This is a genomic window from Streptomyces yatensis (genome assembly GCF_018069625.1).
Classification (GTDB): Bacteria; Actinomycetota; Actinomycetes; order Streptomycetales; family Streptomycetaceae; genus Streptomyces; species Streptomyces yatensis.
Map to the genome: position 1 here is coordinate 4106920 of NZ_CP072941.1, position 22586 is coordinate 4129505.

Sequence of the window (22586 nt, forward strand, 5' to 3'; positions counted from 1 at the left end):
TCGTTCGGGGACGTTACCGGCTGGTCAGGGCGGGACGTTGGGACGTGAGCAGTGCGGGGATCTCATCGCCGCGGGCCACCGGGCAGGAGCAGAAGGCACAGCGGTCACCGATGAGTTCGAAACCGCACCAGTGGCATTCCTCTCTCCTTACGGAGGCCACGAGCTGGTAGAGGACCGAGAGGTCGGGGATGGCCGCGGCGAACTCGATCAGCTTCGGGGTGCCCCACCAGCGCCCCGACTCGGCGGGCAGCGGCACCTCCTCCACGCCCCGGACGCCCCAGGCGGGGGCGAGGGCGCCGGTGACCCAGTCGTCGTGGCCCGCGCCGCCCCCGTAGCCATGGCTGTTGAGCTGGCCCCGGGCGACGGTCATGGAGGTGACGTACCCGGGGGCGGGCAGCTCGGCCGCGCCGCCGACCTTGACCAACTGCGGAGTGGGGTGGGCGAGCACCCCGAAGTGGGCGCCGGGCACCCAGGACTTGACGTGCGAGGTGAGGCTGACCGGGACCCGGTCCAGCCGGGCGACGCTGCCCAGCAGGGCGCCCGCGTGGACGTAGTGGGAGAGCAGCCGGGCGGCGCACGCCAGAACGCCGGGGCTGAAGTCGGATATGGACAGCTGGCGCAGCTGACGGGCCAGTACGGCCACGGCCAGCGGGGGCAGTTCGAGCGGCAGCAGCGCCATCCGGTCGCTCTCCAGGACGGAGCGCACGATATGGAGGCGGCGGACCACGGCCGCAGGGGTCGCGGCGGGATAGAGCACGACGAGATAGCCCTGCTGGTCGAGGAGGGTCCCGACCTCGGCGAGGGCGTCGTCGAGTGACTGTGCGTCCGGCGGGCGGAGCACGACGGCCGACGGGGTCTGCCCGTCGGGCGGCGGAAGCACCAGCTCACGGCCGGTGACTGCTATCGCGGTGGGCACGTCGGCTACCCCGTCTCACATCGGCGCCGAGCGGCGGCGGCCACAGGTCTCTACTGCCCCTGTCTCATTACTGCCCCTGTCCTGGTGCGTCGTCACTTTATCCACGAAAACGGCGTGAGAGAACAGTTCCTCTGGGTTACGCACCCCGGGTCCGATGCGGAGTCCGCGCATCCCCTTGACAAGGTTATTGGTCTGGACCACTTTACGTTCATACGGTGGCCACCGTCCGCAACCTCCTCCTTCACACCGGCTTCCCAACGGATTCCCCCACGGAGGCAGTCATGGACCGTGCCCCACACCCCCGCCCCACCCGACTCAGACGCACCCTCGCCCGGCTGACCAGCGCGTTCGCCACCATCGCCCTGGGCGCCACCGGACTGGTCGCCCTCGGCGGCACCGCCGAGGGCGCCGCCGCCGCCAACCTCGCCCAGAACCCCGGCTTCGAGTCCGGCCTCAGCGGCTGGACCTGTTCCGCCGGGAGCGGCACCACGGTCGCGAGCCCCGTCCACGGCGGCTCGGCCGCGCTCAAAGCCACCCCGGCGGGCACCGACAACGCCCGCTGCGCCCAGACCGTGGCCGTCAAGCCCAACTCCTCGTACACGCTGAGCGCCTGGGTCCAGGGCAGCTATGTCTACCTCGGCGCCGGCGGCACCGGCACCACCGACGTCTCGACGTGGACGCCGTCGGCGCCCGGCTGGCAGCAGCTCAGCACCAGCTTCACCACCGGCGCGGCCACCACCTCGGTGACCGTCTACACCCACGGCTGGTACGGCCAGCCCGCCTACTACGCCGACGACATCAGCCTGGCCGGCCCCGGCGGCGACCCCGGCGACCCGGTGCCGGGCGCGCCCAGCGGACTGCGGACCGCGGGCGCCACCTCGTCCTCCATCGATCTGTCCTGGTCCCCGGTGACCGGCGCGACCGGCTACAACGTCTACCGCGACGGCTCCAGGGTGCAGTCGGTGAGCGGCGCTTCGGCGACCGTGACGGGTCTGGCGGCCGCCACCTCGTACCAGTTCCAGGTCACCGCGACCAACGCGGCGGGCGAGTCGCCCAGGTCGTCCGCCGTCACGGGCACGACGACGGCCGGGGGCGGCGGGGGCGACGGCACCGTGCCCAAGCACGCGGTCACCGGCTACTGGCAGAACTTCAACAACGGCGCTGCCGTGCAGAAGCTGCGTGACGTCCAGGACCAGTACGACATCATCGCGGTCGCCTTCGCCGACGCCACCGGCACCCCCGGAGCCGTCGACTTCACCCTCGACCCGGCCGTCGGCTACGGCAGCGAGCAGCAGTTCAAGGACGACATCAAGGCCAAGCAGGCGGCCGGGAAGTCTGTCGTGATCTCGATCGGCGGCCAGAACGGCACGGTGTCCATCAACGACTCGGCCTCCGCGAACAACTTCGCCAACTCGGTCTACGCCCTGATGCGCGAGTACGGTTTCAACGGCGTCGACATCGACCTGGAGAACGGCCTCAACCCGACCTATATGACCCAGGCGCTGCGCTCCCTGTCGGCGAAGGCCGGATCCGGCCTGGTGATCACCATGGCCCCGCAGACCATCGACATGCAGTCCACCTCGGGCGCCTACTTCCAGACGGCGCTGAACATCAAGGACATCCTGACGGTGGTCAATATGCAGTACTACAACAGCGGCTCGATGCTGGGCTGCGACGGCAAGGTGTACTCCCAGGGGTCGGTCGACTTCCTCACCGCCCTCGCCTGCATCCAGCTGGAGGGTGGTCTGTCGCCGTCCCAGGTCGGCCTCGGCCTGCCCGCCTCGACCCGCGGCGCGGGCAGCGGCTATGTCTCCCCGGCGGTCGTGAACAACGCCCTGGACTGCCTGGCCCGCGGCACGAACTGCGGCTCCTTCAAACCGGCGCGGACCTACCCGGGGCTGCGCGGCGCGATGACCTGGTCCACCAACTGGGACGCGACCGCGGGCAACGCGTGGTCGAACGCGGTGGGCCCCAAGGTGCACGGTCTGCCGTAGCGTGACGCGGCCCCTCCCGGGGGGATGTCCCTCCCGGGAGGGGGTGCCCCTCCCGGGGGGATATCCCTCCCGGGGGGATGGGCCAAGGGGGCCGGGGCGCAAGCGCTCGGCCCCCTCATCCGCATTTATCACCCGCACGGGCAGCGAAGATGACGCCTGGGGTTGACAACGGCATTGGTCTGGACCACCTTATACGCACGCCACAGGGGCCCCTGAACGCGCATTCGCAACACCACCCCCACACCTCTCCCCCCACGTACGGAGGCTGTCGTGGTACGCGCACAGTTCACCAAGCGGCTGCTCGGAGCCGCCGCAGTCGTCGCCATCGCCGCCGGAGGGCTGATATCCGCCGGCTCGGCCAACGCGTCGGAGGACCACCCCGACGCCAAGCAGCACGCGGCCGCCGTCCCCGAACACGCCGTCACCGGGTACTGGCAGAACTTCGACAACGGCGCGACGAAGCAGAAGCTCTCGGACGTCCCGGACGACTACGACATCATCGCGGTCGCCTTCGCGGACGCCACCGGCTCCCCCGGGGCAGTCGACTTCAAGCTCGACCCCGCCACCGGCTACAGCGACGAGCAGCAGTTCAAGGACGACATCAAGGCCAAGCAGGCGGCCGGGAAGTCCGTGATCATCTCCGTCGGCGGCGAGAAGGGCACCATCTCGGTCAGCGACGACGCCTCGGCCGACGCCTTCGCCTCCTCCATCACCGGGCTGATGGACAAGTACGGCTTCAACGGGGTCGACATCGACCTGGAGAACGGCGTCAACTCCACCTACATGACCAAGGCCCTCAAGGCCGTCCACGACAAGAAGAGCGATGTCGTGGTCACCATGGCGCCGCAGACGATCGACATGCAGTCGGCGTCCACCGAGTACTTCAAGACCGCCCTGGGGATCAAGGACTTCCTGACCGTGGTCAACATGCAGTACTACAACAGCGGCTCGATGCTGGGCTGTGACGGCAAGGTCTACTCCCAGGGCTCGGTCGACTTCCTCACCGCTCTCGCCTGCATCCAGTTGGAGAACGGCCTCGACCCGTCCCAGGTCGGCATCGGCGTGCCCGCCTCCACCAGCGGCGCCGGCTCCGGCTATGTCGAGCCGGGTGTGGTCAACGACGCTCTCGACTGCCTCGCCAAGGGCACCGGCTGCGGCTCCTTCAAGCCGTCCAAGACCTACCCCGGCATCCGCGGCGCGATGACCTGGTCCACCAACTGGGACGCGGCCGGCGGGAACGCCTGGTCCAAGGCGGTCGGCGCGCACGTCCACGGGCTGTAGACCCTCAAGGCGCGAACGACAGTTCGACGTACGCCGGTGCGCCCCGCCCACACCATGCGGGGCGCACCGGCGTACTGGTGTTCGCTACGGCTTGGGCAGCGCACATCCCGCCAGGTTCAGGTCAATCTTGTTGCCGGTGGTCACGCACTTGGTGATGCCGTAGGTCTCCTGGGCGTAGTTGATGCCCTGGCGCACCGTCACCGTGCCGTTCTCGTCCACCTCGCACGGATTGTTCAGGGTGCAGCGGCCGCCGTCCTCGTTGCCCGTGTTGTTGACGGCCACGACCTTGCCGGACGCCGGGTCGACGACGGGAGAGCCCGACGTTCCGCCGATCGTGTTACAGGCGGAGGTGTAGCGGACCGAGTCCTTCCAGGTCCAGTCCCCCTCCTTAAGCCGGTATGCAAATCCGTCGATATTGCAGGAGTAGATCTTCTTCCAGTAGCCGGAGACCACATTGATGGCGGAGCCCTGGGTCGGGTGGCTGTCCGACAGCGTCAGCGCCTTGATGCCGTACGACGACTGGATCTGGGCGTACGTGGACGTCAGCCGGTACAGCGAGATGTCGGTGTCGGTCATCGTCGCGTACGCGACCTTGTTCGCGCGCACGGTGCCGGCGCTGCCACCCGAAGCGGTCAGCAGGGTGAAGCTCCGGCTCGACGGCTGGTCGACGATCACCTCTCCCGCGCCGGGGAAGCCGCTCTCCAGGCAGTGGCCGTTGGAGAGCACGAGCGCGGGGTCGGTGTCAGCCGATCCCGGCGTCCGGACGACGGAGCCGGAGCAGTTGCTGAGCGCCACCGTGCCCGCGAAGGTGACGGCCTTCGGGGCCTTGGTGGAGACCTTGACGGGGGCCGGGGCCTTGGCGGGGGATGCGGCCGCCGCGGGCGCCGCACCCGCGCCGACGAGGGTCGCGCCGCCCAGTAACAGGGCCGAGAACGCACCGACGAGAGATCTGTTCATGCGGGGGGTTCCTTCCCTCGATGAGAGATTCCTTCGGCTTCGACCATTTCCCACCCTTGCGCATGTCATGCGCATGGCCGAACACTGGCGCAGCAGTCGCCCTCCCTTCACCCCCCAGGAGATGTCATGCGACGTCGCATCAGCGGTAGACGGGCCACCGCCCTCACCGCCTTGCTCACCCTCGCACTCGCCGCCCCCATGGCAGCTCAGGCCGACGATCCCGCTCCACGGCCCGGCACCGATCGCACCGCGTCATCCACCGCCCGGAGCGCCGACGAGAGCGTGCGGCAGTACGAGGTCTCCGGCCCCGCCACCCGGGCCGACCGCTCGGCCGTCGCCGCCACCGGCGTGTCCATCGACGAGGTGGACGCCCGCTCCCTGGTCGTCACCGCCGACGCGGCGCAGGCCAAACAGCTGCGCGCGCTCGGCTACCGGCTCACCGCGCTCCAGGGCCCGCCCGACCGCAGCCAGGGCAGGTCGGCCAAGCCCTTCGACTTCCCCTCGGCCGATGCGAAGTACCACAACTACGCCGAAGCGAACGCCGAGATCAACGCGGCGGTGGCGAAGTATCCGTCGATCCTCAGCAAGCGTGTCATCGGAAAGTCGTACGAGGGCCGGGACATCGTCGCCCTCAAGATCAGCGACAATGTGGCCACGGACGAGAACGAGCCCGAGGTTCTCTTCACCGCCCATCAGCACGCGCGTGAGCACCTGACCGTGGAGATGGCGCTCTATCTGGTGCGGCAGTTCACCGAGGGCTACGGCAGCGACTCCCGGATCACCAATGCCGTCAACGGCCGGGAAATCTGGATCGTCCCGGATGTGAACCCGGACGGCGGCGAGTACGACATCGCCACCGGCTCCTACCGCAGCTGGCGCAAGAACCGCCAGCCCAACTCCGGCTCCTCCTCCGTCGGCACCGATCTCAACCGCAACTGGGACTTCAAATGGGGCTGCTGCGGCGGCTCCTCCGGCTCCCCCGGCTCGGAGACCTACCGCGGCCCCAAGGCCGGCTCCGCCCCCGAGGTGAAGGTCGTCGCCGACTTCGCCCGCAGCCGCGTCGTCGGCGGCAAGCAGCAGATCAAGGCCGCGATCGACTTCCACACCTACAGCGAACTGGTGCTGTGGCCCTTCGGCTGGACGGACGACGAGACCACCACCGGCATGACGCGGGACGACTACGACGCCTTCGCGGCGGTCGGCAGGAAGATGGCCGCGAGCAACGGCTACACCCCCGAGCAGTCCAGCGAGCTGTACATCACCGACGGGGCGATCGACGACTATCTGTGGGGCACCCAGAAGGTCTTCGCCTACACCTTCGAGATGTACCCGACCGACTCCGGCGACGGCGGCTTCTACCCGCCCGACGAGGTCATCGACCGCGAAACCAGCCGCAACCGCGACGCGGTGCTCCAACTCGTGGAGAACGCGGACTGCATGTACCGGTCGATCGGCAAGGCGGCGCAGTACTGCGCCTGAGCCGGGGCCGTATGGCACGCCAGGCGCCGTCCCGGCGGTAGCCCCGCCGGGACGGCACCCCTCACGACCCCCCGTCCGGGACGTCGTCCCCGCCGTACGAGGGCAGGCGGGCGCCCCTGCTCTCGGCGACCCGCAGCACATCGCGCAGCGCCTCACACAACCGCTCCGCGAGGTAGCGCAGTTCTCGTCTGTCCGCCTTGGGGGCGTCCAGCAGTGCTCGGGCGTGCCGGAGGAGTTCGGTCCCCATGGACATCTGTACGGCCTCGATCGCGTCCGCACGTCGGCTCAGCGGGCTGTTCCCGTCGTCCGACGCCAGATAACACGGCTTCCCCTCGGGGTCGGTCCACGGCAGCAGGCGCAGCCCGGTCATCACGCTCATCAGCTCCGTTCAGCTGGTGGGCCACGCCCTCGGGCCGGTGCACCCCGGTCGCGAGGGTCTTGCGTTTCTTCACGCTGTGTGGCGGCTCCCTCACAGAGTGGGGGCGTTCTGGCTACGCTGCTAGGAGGGCGGGTCTGACAGCACAGGTTTCAACTCAGGGAGTCAGCCATGGAGATGGATCGGAGGCCCCGCACCCCGAGGGAGAAGTACGGGGAGGAGTTGCGGATCCGGCGCACAGCGGCCGACCTGACGCAGGAAGCGCTGAGTGAGCGCGTGGTCTGCTCGCCCACGCTGATCAGCCACTTCGAGGCGGGCAGGCGGTTACCGAAACCCGACGACGCGGCGCGGATCGACCAGGCGCTGGGAACGGACGGGTTCTTCGCGCGGTGGCTGGAGGATCTGGAGTCGAAGTTCGCCGACCACTTCGCGGCCGTGGCCGACCTGGAGCAGCAAGCCACAGTGATCCAGCAGTTCGCGCTGTCGCTGGTTCCGGGCGTGCTTCAGACCGACGACTACGCGCGCGCTCTCTTCCGCGCCTATCGGCCGAACTACACGGCCGAGGAACTTGACGAGGCGGTCGTCATCCGGACTAAACGCCGCCGTATGCTCGACGGACCCGCTCAGCCCGTCGTCTGGACGCTGCTCGACGAGGCCGTCATCCGGCGGCGCGTCGGCGGCTCACAGGTCATGGCCGAGCAGTTGCGCAGGATCGGGGACATGGCCGAGGCGGGACGAATCCGGCTGCACGTACTGCCGTACGACGTGGGGGCGCATGCGCTCCTGGAAAGTCTGCTCACGCTCATGAGCTTCCCGGACTCCGCTCCGGTGGGTTACGTCGAAGGCTTTCTCACCGGCAACTTGATGGACGATCCTGCGCTGGTGGCCGCCAGCCAGACCGCCTACTCTCTGGCCCTGAGCGACGCGTTGTCACAGCAGGAGTCACTGGCCCTCATCAAGGCGGCAGCGGAGGAACACGCACATGGTCAGCAGTGAGCACACCGTCTCAGACGCGTCCACCCTCGCCGGGTGGCACAAGTCCAGCTACAGCGGAGGAAGTACGCCCCAGGGCGAATGCCTCGAAGTAGCCCGTGGCCACGCCGACATACCCGTCCGCGACAGCAAGGACCCACACGGCCCGGCGCTCATCTTCGAGCCGTCCGCGTGGGCGGCGTTCGTCTCCGCCGTCAAGCGCGGGGAGTTCCCCACCACCTGAGCCACCCAACAGTGTGGTTCGCGCCGTCCTCGTCTGCGCAGTTCGATCTTGCATTTCGCACCAGCGCCACCACTCAGGCGGACCGAGCGGCGTTGATGAGAATCGCTTCTCATGTCGAAGCCTGACGCACTGCTTGTTGATGTCGCGGCCTTGGTGGAGTCCGGGCACAGCAACCAGATGACTCTGACTGTGGTCGCCGGTGGTGCTGTCATCACGGGGCGGCTGGCTCCCGAAGCGGCGCTGCGAGTTAACGGACCGCGCGGCAACGCGGCGAGGGTCCGACCGGCACGTGTCGGTCGGACCCTCACTGTTGTTCCGGTGGCGGCTCGCACCCCCTCGTCGGTCAGACGGTGGCAGGTGCGCCGAGCATCGCGGAAGCCTGCTGGAGTGGGCTGGGGACACGCGTGGGCGCGGCTGTCTGGCGGAGGCCGGGGCAGGTGAAGCCGAGCTGAGTCATGGCCCGGAGAACTTCACCGGCGCTGAAATCGCGGCGGTCCTGGCGCGTGATGGCCTGCCCGACCTGCTTGACCGGGTAGGTGCGGCGGCCGATGATCACGGACTCGCCGATGACCTGTTCGGGCTTGATGCCCTTCATGGATTCCAGAACGCCGCTCTTGGTGAGGTCGAACGGGAAGCGGGCGATGATACAGCGCATGATGCCTCACAGGGAGAAGAAGGGGATAGTTCTACCGCGGTAAGGCGGTTCAGTGGGCGAGGACGCCCCGAGCGCTGTCCCGGTCTTCGACGACCGGCAGTGCGGCGTGTCGGCGGTCCAGGGCTGCGTACTCGGCTTCGGCGGTCGTGGTCACGGGTGAGGTGGACGGCCCACCGCCGCTGAGGATGTCGCGCAGTTGGACCCGGTCCGTGTACGCGGGGCTGTCACGGACCGCGGTGAGCTGGGCCTGGGTGACCAGTTGGGTGCACAGGCCGTCGTTGTCGCAGACGAACAGCTGCCCGGTGCGGGCGCCGGCCATGACGGACAGGGCGACTTCGATGGTCATGTCGTCGCTGACTTGCAGTGGGCCCGTGTCCACGGCGTCCGCCGCAGTCTGGTGTGCTTGGGTGACGTTCGTCGAGCGGGGCTGCATCTGAACCAGCGTCAAAAGGTGCCTCCGGCAGTGGTGGGTCAGTTTCCTGATCACGGAGTTTCTAGGCCGCCGCGTCGAAGGAGGTCTGCCGTACGGTCCTGCGTCGGGCAGCCGAGGCGGGGCTGCGTCGACCGCGTGTGGATGCGCTGCGCTTGCGCTTCTCGGCCGCCGGCGCGGTGATCGTGACGGGGATGCCGGAGGGTGCCTGGGCGCCGGTGATCTGACTGAGGGCCTCTTCGCCGACGCGGATCTGGGTGGTCTGGGGCACGATGCCGGCGGCGGTCATGAGGCGGGTCATGTCGCGGCGCTGGTTGGGGGTGACCAGGGTGACGACGCTGCCCGACTCGCCGGCCCGCGCGGTGCGGCCGCCGCGGTGGAGGTAGTCCTTGTGGTCGGTCGGCGGGTCGATATTGACGACGAGGTCGAGGTCGTCGACGTGGATACCGCGGGCGGCGACGTTCGTGGCCACGAGCACGGTGACGTGTCCGGTCTTGAACTGGGCCAGGGTCCGGGTGCGCTGGGGCTGCGACTTGCCGCCGTGCAGGGCGGCGGCCCGCACTCCGCTGTTCAGCAGGTCCTGCGTGAGCCGGTCGACGCCGTGCTTGGTGTCCAGGAACATGATCACCCGGCCGTCGCGGGCCGCGATCTCGATGGTCGTGCGGTGCTTGTCCGCGCCCTGCACGTGGAGCACGTGGTGCTCCATCGTGGCGACGGCGCCCGCCGACGGGTCGACGGAGTGGACGACGGGGTCGGTGAGGTAGCGGCGGACCAGGCGGTCGACGTTGCGGTCGAGGGTGGCGGAGAACAGCATCCGCTGGCCCTCGGGGCGCACCTGGTCCAGGAGCGCGGTGACCTGGGGCATGAAGCCCATGTCGGCCATCTGGTCGGCCTCGTCCAGGACGGTGATCGCGACCTGGTTCAGCCGGCAGTCACCGCGGTCGATGAGATCCTTGAGCCGGCCCGGCGTGGCGACGACGACTTCGGCACCGCCCCGCAACGCGCCTGCCTGCCTGCCGATCGGCATTCCGCCGACGACGGTGGCCAGGCGCAGCTTCACCGTGCGGGCGTAGGGGGTGAGTGCGTCGGTCACCTGCTGGGCCAGCTCACGCGTCGGTACGAGGACCAGGGCCAGCGGCTGGCGGGGCTCGGCACGCTGTCCGGCGGTGCGGGCCAGCAGAGCCAGGCCGAAGGCGAGGGTCTTACCGGATCCGGTGCGTCCGCGTCCCAGGGCGTCGCGGCCCGCGAGAGTGTTGGGCAGGGTCGCACCCTGGATCGGGAACGGGACGCTCATGCCCTGCGCGGTCAGCGCGGCCAGCAGCTGGGCGGGCATGTCGAGGTCGGCGAACGCCTCGACCGCGGGCAGCGCGGGAGTGATCGTCTCCGGCAGGGCGAACTCGCCCGAGGCCGCGGCGGACCGCCGACCGTGGCCACCCGAACGGCTCGGGCCACCCGAACGGCTCGGGACGGGCGAGCCGAAGCGACTGCCCCGGCCCGAACCAGTGCCGGAGTGGAAAGCGGGGCCGCTGGTGCGGCGGGTCCGGGAGGAGCGGTCGTTCGTACGTGTGGGGTTCATTTGAGAACCTTCCTTGATACGGCACGTATCAAGGAATTCCCGCAGCGGAAGTGCAGTGCGGGGAATCACGAGAACGGGCCGAAAGGGAATGCGAAAGCGAAGACGCCATGCAGTGAATCCGCTGTGGGACGCAGGTGATGAAATGGGTGACGTAATATCGGCGTGAGATGCCGGACGTCGATGGGTGCGGCCCGGGAGAGGCGCGCACTCCTGGAGAAGAGCTGGGAGCGGTTCTGTCCCACAGGAGGCATCACTGAGGGAAATCCCCGTAGCTGGGGCCCGCACCCCGAGGGATGCGGGCCCCAGCTACGAAGTGCGCGTCAGCGTCAGGCGGGAACGATGTTCTCGGCCGTCGGGCCCTTCTGGCCCGGGGCGATGTCGAAGGTGACCTTCTGGCCTTCGAGCAACTCGCGGAAGCCCTGGGCGGCGATGTTCGAGAAGTGGGCGAACACGTCAGGACCTCCACCGTCCTGCTCGATGAAGCCGAAGCCCTTGGCCGCGTTGAACCACTTCACAGTGCCAGACGCCATGTCATATCTCCTTGTGGGGCAGTACGCCGGTACCCGCGATCCACGGACACCGGGTCGCCGCAATGATGCCCCGCCCGGAGAACAACCGGAAATACAAAACGCTTCCCGCAGCTAAATGCTGGCGCAAGCGTTGAAGTTTTTGGGAACCACAACTGCAACTGAGATCGACAGTAGCATGCGGCAGTGGCCCGCGTACGGCCGATGGAGCAAATTCGTTCGCTGCGATAAACACGCTGCCCGCGCGACATATTTAACCCTCGTCTCGCGGCAATAGATATTGACCCACACGCGACACAGTGTTCCAGCAAGAGCGGTCGTCATATACGGCTCGGCGGGCGCGACTACTGCGGCGGCGCCCTCCTCCGCCCGGGGGCCGGCCCTCAGTATGCTCCGCGCGCAGGCGGGACCGGGCCACCTCAGCCTGCGGTCGTCGGGTTCTCTGAAGCGGCGGCGCGGCGGTATTCGGCGTTGATGCGCTGGGCTTCTTCGAGCTGGTCTTCGAGGATGACGATGCGGCAGGCGGCCTCGATGGGGGTGCCCTGGTCGACGAGCTCCCGGGCGCGGGCGGCGATGCGCAGCTGGTAGCGGGAGTAGCGGCGGTGGCCGCCCTCGGAACGCAGCGGGGTGATGAGGCGGGCTTCGCCGACGGCGCGGAGAAAGCCCTGCGTGGTGCCGAGCATCTCGGCGGCCCGGCCCATCGTGTAGGCGGGATAGTCGTCGTCGTCGAGACGGTCGAACGATTCGCCTGCTGTCATTTGCACCTCTCTGTGGAACGGGTGGAGGGGCCCGGGTGCCGTACGGCACCCGGGCCCCGAAGGAACTGCTACACCATCTGCCGGCCCTGGTACTGCGCCGGCCTTCTGTGTCCGCCGACCCGACCTGGAAGTTGTCGGGGCTGCGGGGATCGCGGTTGCTTGACCGGAGACCACCTCACTATCGATGTCCTACGGTACCCGGGCTCAAGACTCCGCCCGGGCGATCCTGATGGCGCCTGGCCCCTCCGTTCTTCCCTCTGGGATCAATCACTTACCTACTACTGTCCTGCGCATTGCTCGGTGGCCTGTCACAGCACCACTCTTCGGCAGCCAGCCCCGTTGCCCGTCCTGCGTTTGCTCTGGCTTAGAACCCCGCTGCCGAACCTCCCAGTGCGCGCGTCCGCAGCCGACGCCTCACTGCTGAGTACTGCTACTGCGTGAACTGCGGTACTGCTCGCGGCGGCTCCTGATCACTGCGGGCCACCCGGTCCGGCCGCCAGTCCCGTCGCCGTCCTGCAACAACCCTGGCTTCGAAACTCCACCGCCGCACCGTCCTGCGTACTGCAACTGCGGTTAACCCTGCCCGGCAGTTCGTGTCTCCGGGCCCTGCTGTCTCTCTGGCTACGAGAGAAACCATAACCACGCCACCGCCCAATGTCTACTCCAGCCAGGATAGATTTTCGTGACCCAGGTGGAGAGATAGTCGGCACGGGCCACGGGACGGGTGCCCGGCGGTCCCGCTACAGCCAGGCCCGGCGCCAACCTGCACGGTGGCACCGGAGGTTTCGGCTGGCCCATGGTCAACCATCTCGGGCGGTGAGGGTTGCGTGGTGTGACCAGGCGCCGGCCTCGTCGCAGAGGGTGCGGGCCATCACCTAGGTGGCCCCTGACCGGCGATGATGCCGGCCAGGGGCCACCTGTCACATGAGCTGGCGTCAGCCGTCGTTCTCCGCCGACGGGATGTAGGCACCCGGTACGTCCCGAGGAGCGTAGATCTTCTTCTCACCCGGGTACGGCTTCGCCCAGTTGTGTGTCTCGTACCACGTGAGGTGGTTCATCTGGGCGGGGGGAGCGTAGTCCGGAACGGCGTTGGGACCGGTCAGCCGCTGCTTCGACTTCCACTGGTTCCACTGGGTGGCGACGTATCTCATGTCGGTCGGCACCTTGGCCGACGGCACGGCCGCCGCCTTCGGGCTCTGCGCCGCGGGGGTGTCCAGACCACAGGACGGCGGGGTCTTCACCCCGTCGGTCAGCGAGGTCCGGTTGGGCAGCGCCTTGAACGGCCTGAAGTCCGGGCGCTGGGTGAACGCCGAGGCCATCGGGGTGGCCGCGGTGTCCTTCTGGTTCATCGGCTGGATCCCGAGGATCTGCTCGATGGTCCGCATCATGTTGATCTGCGAGTAGTAGTGGCTGTCCACCACGCCGTGCTTGGCCCAGGGGCTGATGATCTGGACCGGGGCACGGTGGCCGTCGACATGGTCGAGACCCGCCTGGGAGTCGTCCTCGACGACGAAGATCGCCGAGTCCTTCCAGTACGTGCTGTGCGAGATCTCGTCGACGATCTGGCCCACGGCGAGGTCGTTGTCCGCGACCTGGGAGGCAGGGCTCACCGGGCCACCGGTGTGGTCGCTGGAGAGCCAGAACATGTTCAGGTTCGCCGGACCGTTCTTCTTGAAGTCCTTCTTCCAGATCTGTGCCCGGTAGACGTCCGGGACGCTGGTGTCGAACTTCGGGAAGCCGTGCACCGACACGTCGTTGAGCGACGGGATCGGCGAGGTCGAGTTCAGCGGGTAGGCGGTGTCCTGACCGGTCGCCGCCATGTTCTTGCTGTCGCAGTACAGGTTCTGCCAGCTGGCGTCCGACGGCTTGGTCAGGAACTGCTGGAACTCACCGAAGTTCCGGACGGACTTGCGGGCCGCCTGCGCACCGGTCCAGATGAAGCCGGTCTTCTGGTGGCCGAGGGCGTCGTCCTCGGTGTCGTAGCTGCGGGTGTACTCACCGGCCGAGGACTCGGTGTACTCCGGGTCGTCGGCCTGCATCAGCCAGTTGTGGCCCTCGGCGGAGTTGGTGCCGATGTCGTACGTGTTGTCGTACAGGCCGAACTGCTTGGCCAGGGCGTGCTGGTTCGGCGTGACGTTCTCGCCGAACTCGGTCAGCGACGGGTCGCCGTTGCCCTCCGGCAGGTCACCGAAGACCTGGTCGTAGGTCCGGTTCTCCTTGACGAGCAGGAAGACGTGCTTGATCGTCGAGCGGTCGCCGAGCTTGACCGGGACCGGCACCGGCTTGGCCGGGGTGCCGTCTGCCTTCTTGAGGGACTCGCCGTTCCAGCCGTTCTGCTTGAAGACCTTGCCGGTGTAGGACCTGATCACGCTGTCGCCAGGCAGCGTGAACTTCTGCACGCTCGAGGTCGTGTCGTGGGTGCCGTGACCGCCGGTGGCCTTACGGCGGGCGTCGATGCCACGGGTGTTGGAGACGTACACCTGGTTGCCGGAGGTGGTGATCTCCGAGGGGAAGTAGTCCGTGGGGAGCAGACCGACGTAGCTGACCGGCTCCTGCGCGGAGGTGAACTTGTAGACGGCGACGGCGTTGGCGCGGCCGAGGGTCACCAGCAGGTGGCCGTCGTCGGTGAGGGTCACCGCGTTGGGCTCGTAGCCCACCCGGGCCTTGGCCCACGGCTGGGTGGAGATGGTCTGGACGACCTTGTCCTTCGCCGTGTCGATGACCGACACGTTGTTGTCGGCGGTGTTGGTGACGAACACCACGCCGTGCTTGGCGTAGACGGCGGTCGGGTGCAGACCGACCTCGATGCCGGCGACCGCGGCGTCCTGGTTCGCCAGGTCGATGACGCTGACCGTGCCGCTGGTGGTGGCAGCGGTCTTCTGGTCGGCGAGTACCTGCGTGCCGTACGAGTTGATCGTGGGCTCGCCGGGCTTGGCCGGGCGGCCACCCTCGTTGCTGACGTAGAGCTTGTCGCCGACGACGGCCATGCCCCGCGGGGCGTTGCCCACCGCCCAGCTCCGCTTGATGGTCCCGGTCGCGGCGTCGATGGAGACGACCCGGTTCTGGCCGTTGACCGCGGAGTACACGGTCTTGCCGTCGGCCGAGAACACGGCCGCGCCCACCAGGGCGCGCTTGGAGCCGTCCGCCGGGATGCTGACGGTCCGCGGGCTGGAGACGCCGCCGTCCGCGTTCACGGTGAATACGGTGTAGCCGTCCGGCTGGCCCAGCCACAGCTGCTTGCCGTCGGGCGAGTACGTCGGGCCTTCCTGGCCCACGTTGTTGCTGCTGATGCGGGGGTTGGACGACGCGGCGTTGCTGACGAGCTGCTGCGTCTTCCAGCTCTTCAGGTCCACGATGGCCAGGGCCGCGCCACCGTCGGTGACCGAGGCGGCCATGTGCGTGCCGTCCGGGCTGACCGAGGACGACATGATCTTGCCCTGGTTGATGACGAGACGGTCGCCGTACGGGGCGATGTACTGGTTGCTGGAGACGACCTGGCCGTTCTTGGTGACCTGACCGACCTGCTCCGTGCCGAACTGGTGGGTCTGCGCGAGCGCCGTGCCGGCGGCCACGAGGGCGACAGCGGTGGTGCCCGCCGTCAGCAGCGGTATCCGGCGGCCGATGCGTCTGCGGATGAGGTTGATCCGGGCTTCCTCGACGAGTTTGCGGCGGCGAGTCACCTGCATTGAGGGTTATCCCTTCGGGGTGGTGTCGAGCAGTTCGACGTTGCCGTCGAACTGCCACAGCGGGTTCGGTGCGTCCCCGTCGGGGGTCCTCACCAGGAAGTAGCCGTTCACTTCCTTCGGTCCATCGCCATCGGCCATGAACCGCCCGTCCGGAGTCACGTCGAGTTGGTAGATGGCCTGTCCGGTGGCCTCGACGCCGGGAAGGTGCCAGGTCACGACGCAGCGCCAGTCGTTGCCCGGGCCTTGTGCCGCGACCCTGACGCTTCCCTTGTTGCACGACGCCGTGGCCTTCAACCGGTCCTCGGTGACGGCAGGCCGGTTGAGCTGGTCGGTCTGCATGCGGTACAGGTGCGCGAACGCCGTGGCGAGCGAGCGCTGCACCTTGTCCTGCTCGATCCCGGAGCCCGTCGCCGAGGTCGTCGCGGCGACGACCGCGAACGACGCGGCGGCCACCCCGACGAGCGGCAGGACTCCGATGGTGATGGCGCGGCGGCCGGAACCGTCGTGGGCCAGGTTGGTGAAGTCGCGCCGTACGAACAGCACATACGCCAGCGCCGTCGCGACCATGGCCCAGACGAGGCTGACAACGATGCCGATCAGCAGCGGGCCGAGTTGCCGGGGGCTGGTGAACAGACCGTTCCAGGAGATGAAGGCGTAGCTCGGCAGGGCGACGCGCACGGCCACCGGAAGCGGCAGCATCTGGGCGACCGCCATCGCGAGCGAGACGAGCACGGGCACCAGCAGCCCCATCGGGGACCGTCCCAGCGTGACCGACCCGAGAAGGCCGAGTGCGGCGAGCGCCAGGGTCGGGGCGAGGACGCAGACCCAGGAGAGCAGGACCGAGGCGGCGGCGTCCGACGGTGCCAGGAGATGGCCGTCGAGACCGACCAGCGGCTGGTCGCCGACCGCGAGGAGGCCGCCGACGGTGCTGGAGACCGCGAGCCCGGCCACGAGCAGCAGCAGGACGGTGAGACTGGCCACCGTCTTCGCCACGAAGATCCGCCGGGGCGAGCGGACCGCGACGAGCAGATGGCGCCAGGTGCCGAGCCGGTCCTCGGAGGCGAACACGTCACCGGCCACCACCGAGGTCAGCAGCGGGAGCGCCCAGGTCCCCGCGAAACCGAGCATCACCAGCGGCCCGGCCCACCCGGAGGCGAGCATCCAGCGCCCGAAGAGGGTGTCGACGGGAAGCGTGCTCTGCTGGCTCACCCCGGCGACGAAGAGGGCGGGAGCGATCCAGCAGGCGAGGACCAGCAGGCGGATCCGCCACTGGGAGACGAGCTTGACGAGCTCGAAGCGACAGGCGCGGGTGAGGGGGACGCGACGGCCCCCGGTCACCTGCTCGGGTTCCCGTTCCGTGCTCCGGGTGAGGGCCGCGGTCATCTGCCCGCCTCCTGCTGATCGGTGAGGGCGAGGAACGCGGCTTCGAGCGGCGACACCACGGGAGTGAGCTCGCGCAGCGCGACACCCCTCTCCACGAGCCGCACCACGAGTTGGTCGAGGGCCGGCATCAGGGCGCGTACGACGAGCGGTTCGGTGTCCTGACGTGCCCCGGCGCCGTCGACGACCTGGATGCCCGGCGCGTCGTCCGCCAGCCGGCGCGCGGCCCGCGGGTCGGAGGTGAGCAGCCGGTAGTCGAGTTCACGGTTCTCGGTGGCCAGCTTGGACAGCGGGCCGGAGAAGGCGACGCGTCCGGCGGCGAGGATGGTCACCTCGGAGCACAGCGCCTCGAGGTCGTCCATGTTGTGGCTGGAGAGCACGACGGCGGTTCCGTCGGCCGCGAGCCGGCTGAGGACACCGTGCACGTGCTTCTTGCCCGCCGGGTCGAGGCCGTTGGACGGTTCGTCGAGCACGAGCAGCCGGGGCTTGGTCAGCAGGGCGGCGGCGAGCCCGAGCCGCTGGCGCATGCCGAGGGAGAAGCCGCGGGTACGGTCGTCGGCGACGTCGGTGAGACCGACCTCGGCGAGTACGTCGTCGATCCCCGCCGTGCGCGCGTCGTGGCCGCGGAGTGCGGCCAGCGCGGCGAGGTTCTGCCGTGGGGTCAACGAGGGGTAGAGGGCGGGGCCGTCCACGAAGCCGGCGACACCGTCGGGAGCGTCGAGTGCCCGCTCGACCGGTGCACCCAGGACCTCCAGGCGACCGCTGTCGGCCACCGCGAGCCCCAGCAGAAGGCCGAGCAACGTCGTCTTTCCGGCGCCGTTCGGTCCGACCAGGCCGTGGATCCGACCCGGCGTCACATCGATATCGATGCCGTCCAGGGCGACGACATCACCGAAGCTCTTCGTGATACCGCGAGCCCGGATCGCGCGGAGTTCTTCCATGGGTCCCTTCCTTCACATGCTTCAAGGACCCTATGGATTGATCATGCCGAGCGTGAGGGTGGAGAGTTGAATCTACGTAGAACATGAAACGACTTGGCATTCGTAACATCGACGCCGAGTGCCGGCTCTCCCTTTTGGCCGGCATTCTTTGCCATCATTTGATCAAAATCGGATGCTCCCATGAATGAGTTGCCATGGTGAATGCTGCGGTGAATGCCAACGGGGCGCGGAGCGGAATTGAGCTGGAAGCGACGACCCCCGAATCCCGGCGGTTTCGACCGGGATTCGGGGGCCGTCGTGATGCGGGCGCCGTCCGCTAGATGACGATGCTCAGCAGGGCCGCCACCACGAAACCGGCCACCGACAGCACCGTCTCCAGCACCGTCCAGGACTTCAGCGTGTCGCTCTCGGAGATGCCGAAGTACTTCGCCACCATCCAGAAGCCGCCGTCGTTCACATGCGAGGCGAAGATCGAGCCCGCCGAGATGGCCATGATGACCAGCGCCAGATGGGCCTGGGAGTAGTGGCCCTCGGAGAGCATCGGGGTGACGATGCCCGCCGTGGTGACGATCGCGACCGTCGCCGAGCCCTGGGCCACCCGGAGCACCACCGAGATCAGCCAGGCCAGCACGATGACCGGCAGGCCCGCGCTGTCGAAGGCGTCGGCCAGGGCCTGGGCGACACCGCTGCCCTTGAGGACCGCGCCGAAGACCCCGCCCGCGCCGACGACCAGGAGGATGTTGCCGACGGGCTTGAGGGAGGCGGTGGAGACGGTCTCCAGGGACTTGCGGGACCAGCCGCGCCGGATGCCCAGCAGGTAGTACGCGAGGAGCAGGGCGATCGTCAGCGCCACGAAGGGGTGGCCGAAGAACTCGATGACCGAGCGGCCGGTGCTCGGGTCCAGCGCGACGGAGGAGAAGGTGGCGCAGAGGATCAGGACGAGCGGGGTGCCGATGATGGCGAGCACCGTGGCCACCGAGACCGGCCGCTCGGCCGGGGTGACGCCGGAGGAGCGCTGCTCGGCCGCGACCGCCTCCCGGGACTCCTCGGCCGCCTCGACCATGTCCTGCGGTACGGGGACGAAGATGCGCTTGCCGATCCAGGCGGCGTAGCCCCAGGCGGCGAGCACCGACGGGATGCCGACCACGATGCCCATCAGGATGACCCAGCCCAGGTCGACATGGAACAGCCCGGCCGCGGCCACCGGGCCGGGGTGCGGCGGCAGGAAGGCGTGGGTCATGGACAGGCCCGCGAGCAGCGGCATCGCGTAGAGCAGGATGGACTTGCCGCTGCGCTTGGCGGCCGCGTAGACGATCGGTGCGAGGACGAAGATGCCGACGTCGAAGAAGACGGGTATGCCGAAGATCAGGCCGGTCAGACCCATCGCGAGCGGTGAGCGCTTCTCCCCGAAGATGCCGAGCAGCCGGGCGCTGAGGGCCTCCGCGCCGCCGGAGACCTCGAGTATCGCGCCGAGCATGGTGCCCAGGCCGATGATGATGGCTATGTGGCCGAGAATGCCGCCCATCCCGGATTCGATGAGCGAGACGGCGTCCGACTTCTGGACCGTGCCGAAGAGTTCGGTGACCGAGAGACCGGCGGCCAGACCGACCGCGATGGAGACGCCGAGCAGCGCCACGAAGGGCTGCAGCCGGACCTTGATGATCAGGTAGAGCAGTAGCGCGATGCCGAGGGCGGCGACGGTCAGCAGACCGGCGGTGCCGTCGATGAGCGCGAGCAGACCACCGGTGTGGGGTGGTGTCTCGGCAGCGGGAGCGGCCGCGAGCAGCATGGGGAACTCCGGGTTGTGGGTAGGGGGTACCGCCGCACGGCGGGGGGCCGCGCGCTGGGTGAGCGTGGTGGGTGCGGTTGATCAGGGCTCGAGCTTCCGGCGACGGGGACGGTGAGGACGAGTCAGGGGTGGAACCCGCGGCGGGCGGAAGGCGCTCCCGCCCGCCGCGGGGTTTCGGGGTCAGCCCAGGACGGCGAGGGCGTCGATCTCGACGAGCAGACCGGCGGGGAGGCCGACGTAGACCGTCGTACGAGCGGCCGGGGCCTCCTTGAGGTCGGCGAAGAACTCGTTGTAGATCTCGTTGAACTCGGCGAAGTGGCCGGTGTCGGTGAGGTAGACGCGCACCATCATGGCGTCCTCCCAGCTCGCGCCGCCCTCCTCCAGCACGGCCTGCACATTGCGCAGGGTCTGCAGGGTCTGCTCGCGCAGGGTCGGTCCGACGGGGGTGGGGGCCTGGCCCGGGACGGCGGGGCCGAAGCCGACCTGACCGGCGACCTGGAGGATGTTCCCCTTCTTCACGCCGTGGGAGAACTTGGCGGGCGGGGTGGTGTGGGTGGCCGGGGTGATCGGGGTCTTCTGCGGCTTCTCGGTCATGAGGAGGGCTCCTCGGCTTTCTTCTCGGGTGTTTCCGCTGTTACTTGGGAGGGGTTCTGCGAGGCGTGGGACACCGATGCGGACACCGGGGCGCCGCCCGAGTATTCCCGGCTGATCTCGTCCGCCGTGCGGCGCACCAGCGGCAGCAGGGAGAGGAGTTCCTCGGCGCTGACGACGACGTTGGGCGCCGAGACCGAGCAGGCGGCGACGACCCGCCCGTCCGTTCCCCGGATCGGCGCCCCGACGCAGTTGATCGACTCCTCGTGGCCGCCGAAGTCGGTGGCCCAGCCCTGTTCGCGCACGGTCGCCAGCTCCTTGAGGAACGCGGCGGCGTTCGGCGTCGAACGGGACGTGTACGCGGGGTAGGTGAGCCGCTCGGCCAGCGTCCGCAGCTCGGGCTCGGGCAGATCGGCCAGCAGCAGCTTGGCCACGGCGGCGACGGTGATGGCGACGGGCTTGCCGATCCGCGAGTACATCCGCACCGGGTAGCGGCTCTCCACCTTGTCGATGTAGAGCACCTCGTTCTCCTCGTACACCGCGAGATGGACGGTGTGCCCGCACCGCTCGTTGAGCGCCATCAGATGCGGGTGGGCGATCTCGCGGACGTCGAGGTTCTCCACCGCCTCCTGCGCGAGTGCGAAGAGGCGGGCGCCGAGGCGGTAGCGCTGGTCCTGCTGGCGGTAGACCATGCCGTGCTCATGGAGGGTGCGCAGCAGCCGCAGCGCGGTCGACTTGTGCACGCCCAGCCGCGTGGCGACCTGCTCCAGATTGGCCGGGCCCTCCGCCAGCAACGGCAGGATGCTCAGCGCTCGGTCGACGGTCTGGCTCATGGGTCGCATACCTCCACCACTGCGGTCTCGGCCCACTTTTCGGCGGGAGTCGGCAGATCTGTCCAACCGGGGCCGAACCGCAGTGTGCCCCACCGCGTGGCATCGAGTGCCACCAATTGGTCGGCCTGTTCGCGGGAGGGCGGGGTGCCGAGGTCGCCGGGGACGGTGAGGGCGGCGGCGGCCATGAGGTGGCCGTGGCGCAGCCGTTCGGCGATGGGCAGTCCGCGCAGGGTGCCGGAGAGGAAACCGGCGGCGAAGGCGTCGCCCGCGCCGACGGGGGCGACGACCTCGACGCGCGGGGCCGGTTCGAAGGTGACGGCGTCGGTGCCGTCCGGGCGGCGGGCGTAGGCGGTGGCCCCGGCGCCGCCCTGCTTGACGACCAGCATCTCGGGTTCGGGCAGCGCCGCCCGGATCGCCGCCGGGCCGCGCAGCCCCCAGACCGCCTCGGCCTCGTCCTCGCCGACGAAGACGAGGTCGCAGCCGCGGGCGAGGCCGAGCAGGACGGCCGGGCCCTCTTCTGCGTCGCCCTCCCGCTGCTCCCGCTGCTCCCGCTGCCAGAGGGAGACCCGGTAGTTGAGGTCGAAGGAGACGAGGGGGCGGCCGGGGGCGCGGGCGGTCAGCTCACGCATCAGCGCCCGGCAGTCGGCGGAGAGGGCGGGGGTGATCCCGGTCAGATGGAGCACCCGGCCGGACCAGGCCCGCTCCCGGGGGATGAGCGCCGGGGACATGGCCGCGGCGGCGGATCCGGCCCGGTAGTAGACCACCTCGGCGAGCGGCTCCGCGCCGCCGTCCCCGTCCCCGTCGGCGCCACCGGACCCGTCCACCGTCTCCGGGCCGACGGCGCGCTCGCCCGCCGTGCGGAAGTAGATGCCGGTGGGGCGGTGCGGATCGCGCTGGACGTAGGCCGTGTCCACGCCGGTGGCCGCGATCTCCCGCACCAGGTGCTCGCCGAAGCCGTCCGTGCCCACCCGGCTGATCCAGCGCGCGCGGTGCCCGGCGCGGGCCAGGCCACAGGCGACGTTGGACTCGGCGCCGCCGATGCCCCGGGCGAAGGAGGGGACGTCCGCCAGCCGGCCCGGGCGGGACGGCACGAAGGTCACCATCGACTCGCCGAGGCAGACGACGTCGATGTCATCGACGGCATCAGCGACACCATCGGCGGTCTCGACGCTGGGGAGAGGGGACACGTTGGGTCTCGCTC

Annotated in this window: 20 protein-coding genes; 5 read left to right on the plus strand and 15 right to left on the minus strand. The window is 69.1% G+C overall.

Translation table 11 applies throughout. The features are described from left to right. Positions 1 to 13: 13 nt before the first annotated feature. Positions 14 to 916 carry a hypothetical protein gene (locus J8403_RS16740; protein WP_211123888.1) on the minus strand — a complete coding sequence of 301 codons (903 nt, stop codon included), beginning with the start codon at positions 914 to 916 and terminating at the stop codon, positions 14 to 16. A 281-nt stretch (positions 917 to 1197) separates the two neighbouring features. On the opposite strand from J8403_RS16740, the gene J8403_RS16745 reads away from it, so the two are divergent. Together J8403_RS16745 and J8403_RS16750 are read left to right on the plus strand one after the other, a co-directional pair. Further along, entirely contained in the window at positions 1198 to 2910 is a 1713-nt protein-coding gene (locus J8403_RS16745) for a chitinase (protein ID WP_211123889.1), read from the plus strand. A gap of 270 nt (positions 2911 to 3180) precedes the next feature. Then, positions 3181 to 4191 carry a chitinase gene (locus J8403_RS16750; RefSeq protein WP_211123890.1) on the plus strand — a complete coding sequence of 337 codons (1011 nt, stop codon included), beginning with the start codon at positions 3181 to 3183 and terminating at the stop codon, positions 4189 to 4191. An 84-nt stretch (positions 4192 to 4275) separates the two neighbouring features. Here the strand turns inward: J8403_RS16750 and J8403_RS16755 are convergent, their stop codons facing one another. Further along, entirely contained in the window at positions 4276 to 5148 is an 873-nt protein-coding gene (locus J8403_RS16755) for a S1 family peptidase (protein WP_211123891.1), read from the minus strand. A gap of 126 nt (positions 5149 to 5274) precedes the next feature. On the opposite strand from J8403_RS16755, the gene J8403_RS16760 reads away from it, so the two are divergent. Then, positions 5275 to 6627, plus strand: a complete 1353-nt coding sequence (locus J8403_RS16760; protein WP_211123892.1) for a M14 family metallopeptidase — start codon at positions 5275 to 5277, stop codon at positions 6625 to 6627. Between the two features lie 61 nt (positions 6628 to 6688). Here J8403_RS16760 and J8403_RS16765 read toward each other — a convergent pair whose 3' ends face one another. Next, complete coding sequence (locus J8403_RS16765) at positions 6689 to 7006, minus strand: hypothetical protein (protein ID WP_211123893.1); 318 nt, start codon at positions 7004 to 7006, stop codon at positions 6689 to 6691. A gap of 168 nt (positions 7007 to 7174) precedes the next feature. Here J8403_RS16765 and J8403_RS16770 point away from each other — a divergent pair, with 168 nt between their 5' ends. Next, entirely contained in the window at positions 7175 to 7999 is an 825-nt protein-coding gene (locus J8403_RS16770) for a helix-turn-helix domain-containing protein (RefSeq protein WP_211123894.1), read from the plus strand. Next, complete coding sequence (locus tag J8403_RS16775; protein WP_211123895.1) at positions 7986 to 8219, plus strand: DUF397 domain-containing protein; 234 nt, start codon at positions 7986 to 7988, stop codon at positions 8217 to 8219. The genes J8403_RS16770 and J8403_RS16775 overlap by 14 nt, the downstream gene beginning before the upstream one ends. Before the next feature lie 343 nt (positions 8220 to 8562). Here J8403_RS16775 and J8403_RS16780 read toward each other — a convergent pair whose 3' ends face one another. The 12 genes from J8403_RS16780 to J8403_RS16835 all read right to left on the minus strand — a co-directional run bounded on the left by J8403_RS16780 (position 8563) and on the right by J8403_RS16835 (position 22572). Continuing rightward, positions 8563 to 8874: an SCO5918 family protein gene (locus tag J8403_RS16780; protein WP_211123896.1), complete on the minus strand. Its 312-nt coding sequence runs from the start codon at positions 8872 to 8874 to the stop codon at positions 8563 to 8565. 49 nt (positions 8875 to 8923) lie between these two features. Then, a complete protein-coding gene (locus tag J8403_RS16785) occupies positions 8924 to 9322 on the minus strand; it encodes a CBS domain-containing protein (protein WP_211123897.1) in 399 nt (132 codons plus the stop codon). Positions 9323 to 9368: 46 nt separating this feature from the next. Continuing rightward, complete coding sequence (locus tag J8403_RS16790) at positions 9369 to 10880, minus strand: DEAD/DEAH box helicase (RefSeq protein ID WP_211123898.1); 1512 nt, start codon at positions 10878 to 10880, stop codon at positions 9369 to 9371. A gap of 326 nt (positions 10881 to 11206) precedes the next feature. Beyond that, positions 11207 to 11410 carry a cold-shock protein gene (locus J8403_RS16795; RefSeq protein ID WP_020868774.1) on the minus strand — a complete coding sequence of 68 codons (204 nt, stop codon included), beginning with the start codon at positions 11408 to 11410 and terminating at the stop codon, positions 11207 to 11209. 416 nt (positions 11411 to 11826) lie between these two features. Beyond that, positions 11827 to 12165, minus strand: a complete 339-nt coding sequence (locus J8403_RS16800; protein WP_100806344.1) for a MerR family transcriptional regulator — start codon at positions 12163 to 12165, stop codon at positions 11827 to 11829. 935 nt (positions 12166 to 13100) lie between these two features. Further along, positions 13101 to 15851 carry a bifunctional YncE/alkaline phosphatase family protein gene (locus J8403_RS16805; protein WP_211123899.1) on the minus strand — a complete coding sequence of 917 codons (2751 nt, stop codon included), beginning with the start codon at positions 15849 to 15851 and terminating at the stop codon, positions 13101 to 13103. Positions 15852 to 15857: 6 nt separating this feature from the next. Next, positions 15858 to 17234 (minus strand): ABC transporter permease, encoded by a 1377-nt coding sequence (locus J8403_RS16810; protein WP_211123900.1) that lies wholly within the window; start codon positions 17232 to 17234, stop codon positions 15858 to 15860. Further along, positions 17231 to 18172, minus strand: coding sequence for an ABC transporter ATP-binding protein (locus J8403_RS16815; RefSeq protein ID WP_211123901.1), 942 nt, complete (start codon positions 18170 to 18172; stop codon positions 17231 to 17233). Before J8403_RS16815 ends, J8403_RS16810 begins: the two co-directional genes overlap by 4 nt. Before the next feature lie 316 nt (positions 18173 to 18488). Then, on the minus strand, positions 18489 to 19961 hold the full coding sequence (locus J8403_RS16820) for a GntP family permease (RefSeq protein ID WP_211123902.1): 1473 nt from the start codon (positions 19959 to 19961) through the stop codon (positions 18489 to 18491). Positions 19962 to 20141: 180 nt separating this feature from the next. Next, complete coding sequence (locus tag J8403_RS16825; RefSeq protein ID WP_211123903.1) at positions 20142 to 20555, minus strand: RidA family protein; 414 nt, start codon at positions 20553 to 20555, stop codon at positions 20142 to 20144. Next, complete coding sequence (locus J8403_RS16830) at positions 20552 to 21385, minus strand: IclR family transcriptional regulator (RefSeq protein WP_211123904.1); 834 nt, start codon at positions 21383 to 21385, stop codon at positions 20552 to 20554. The genes J8403_RS16825 and J8403_RS16830 overlap by 4 nt, the downstream gene beginning before the upstream one ends. After that, positions 21382 to 22572 carry a sugar kinase gene (locus tag J8403_RS16835; RefSeq protein ID WP_211123905.1) on the minus strand — a complete coding sequence of 397 codons (1191 nt, stop codon included), beginning with the start codon at positions 22570 to 22572 and terminating at the stop codon, positions 21382 to 21384. The genes J8403_RS16830 and J8403_RS16835 overlap by 4 nt, the downstream gene beginning before the upstream one ends. Between the last annotated feature and the right edge of the window lie 14 nt (positions 22573 to 22586).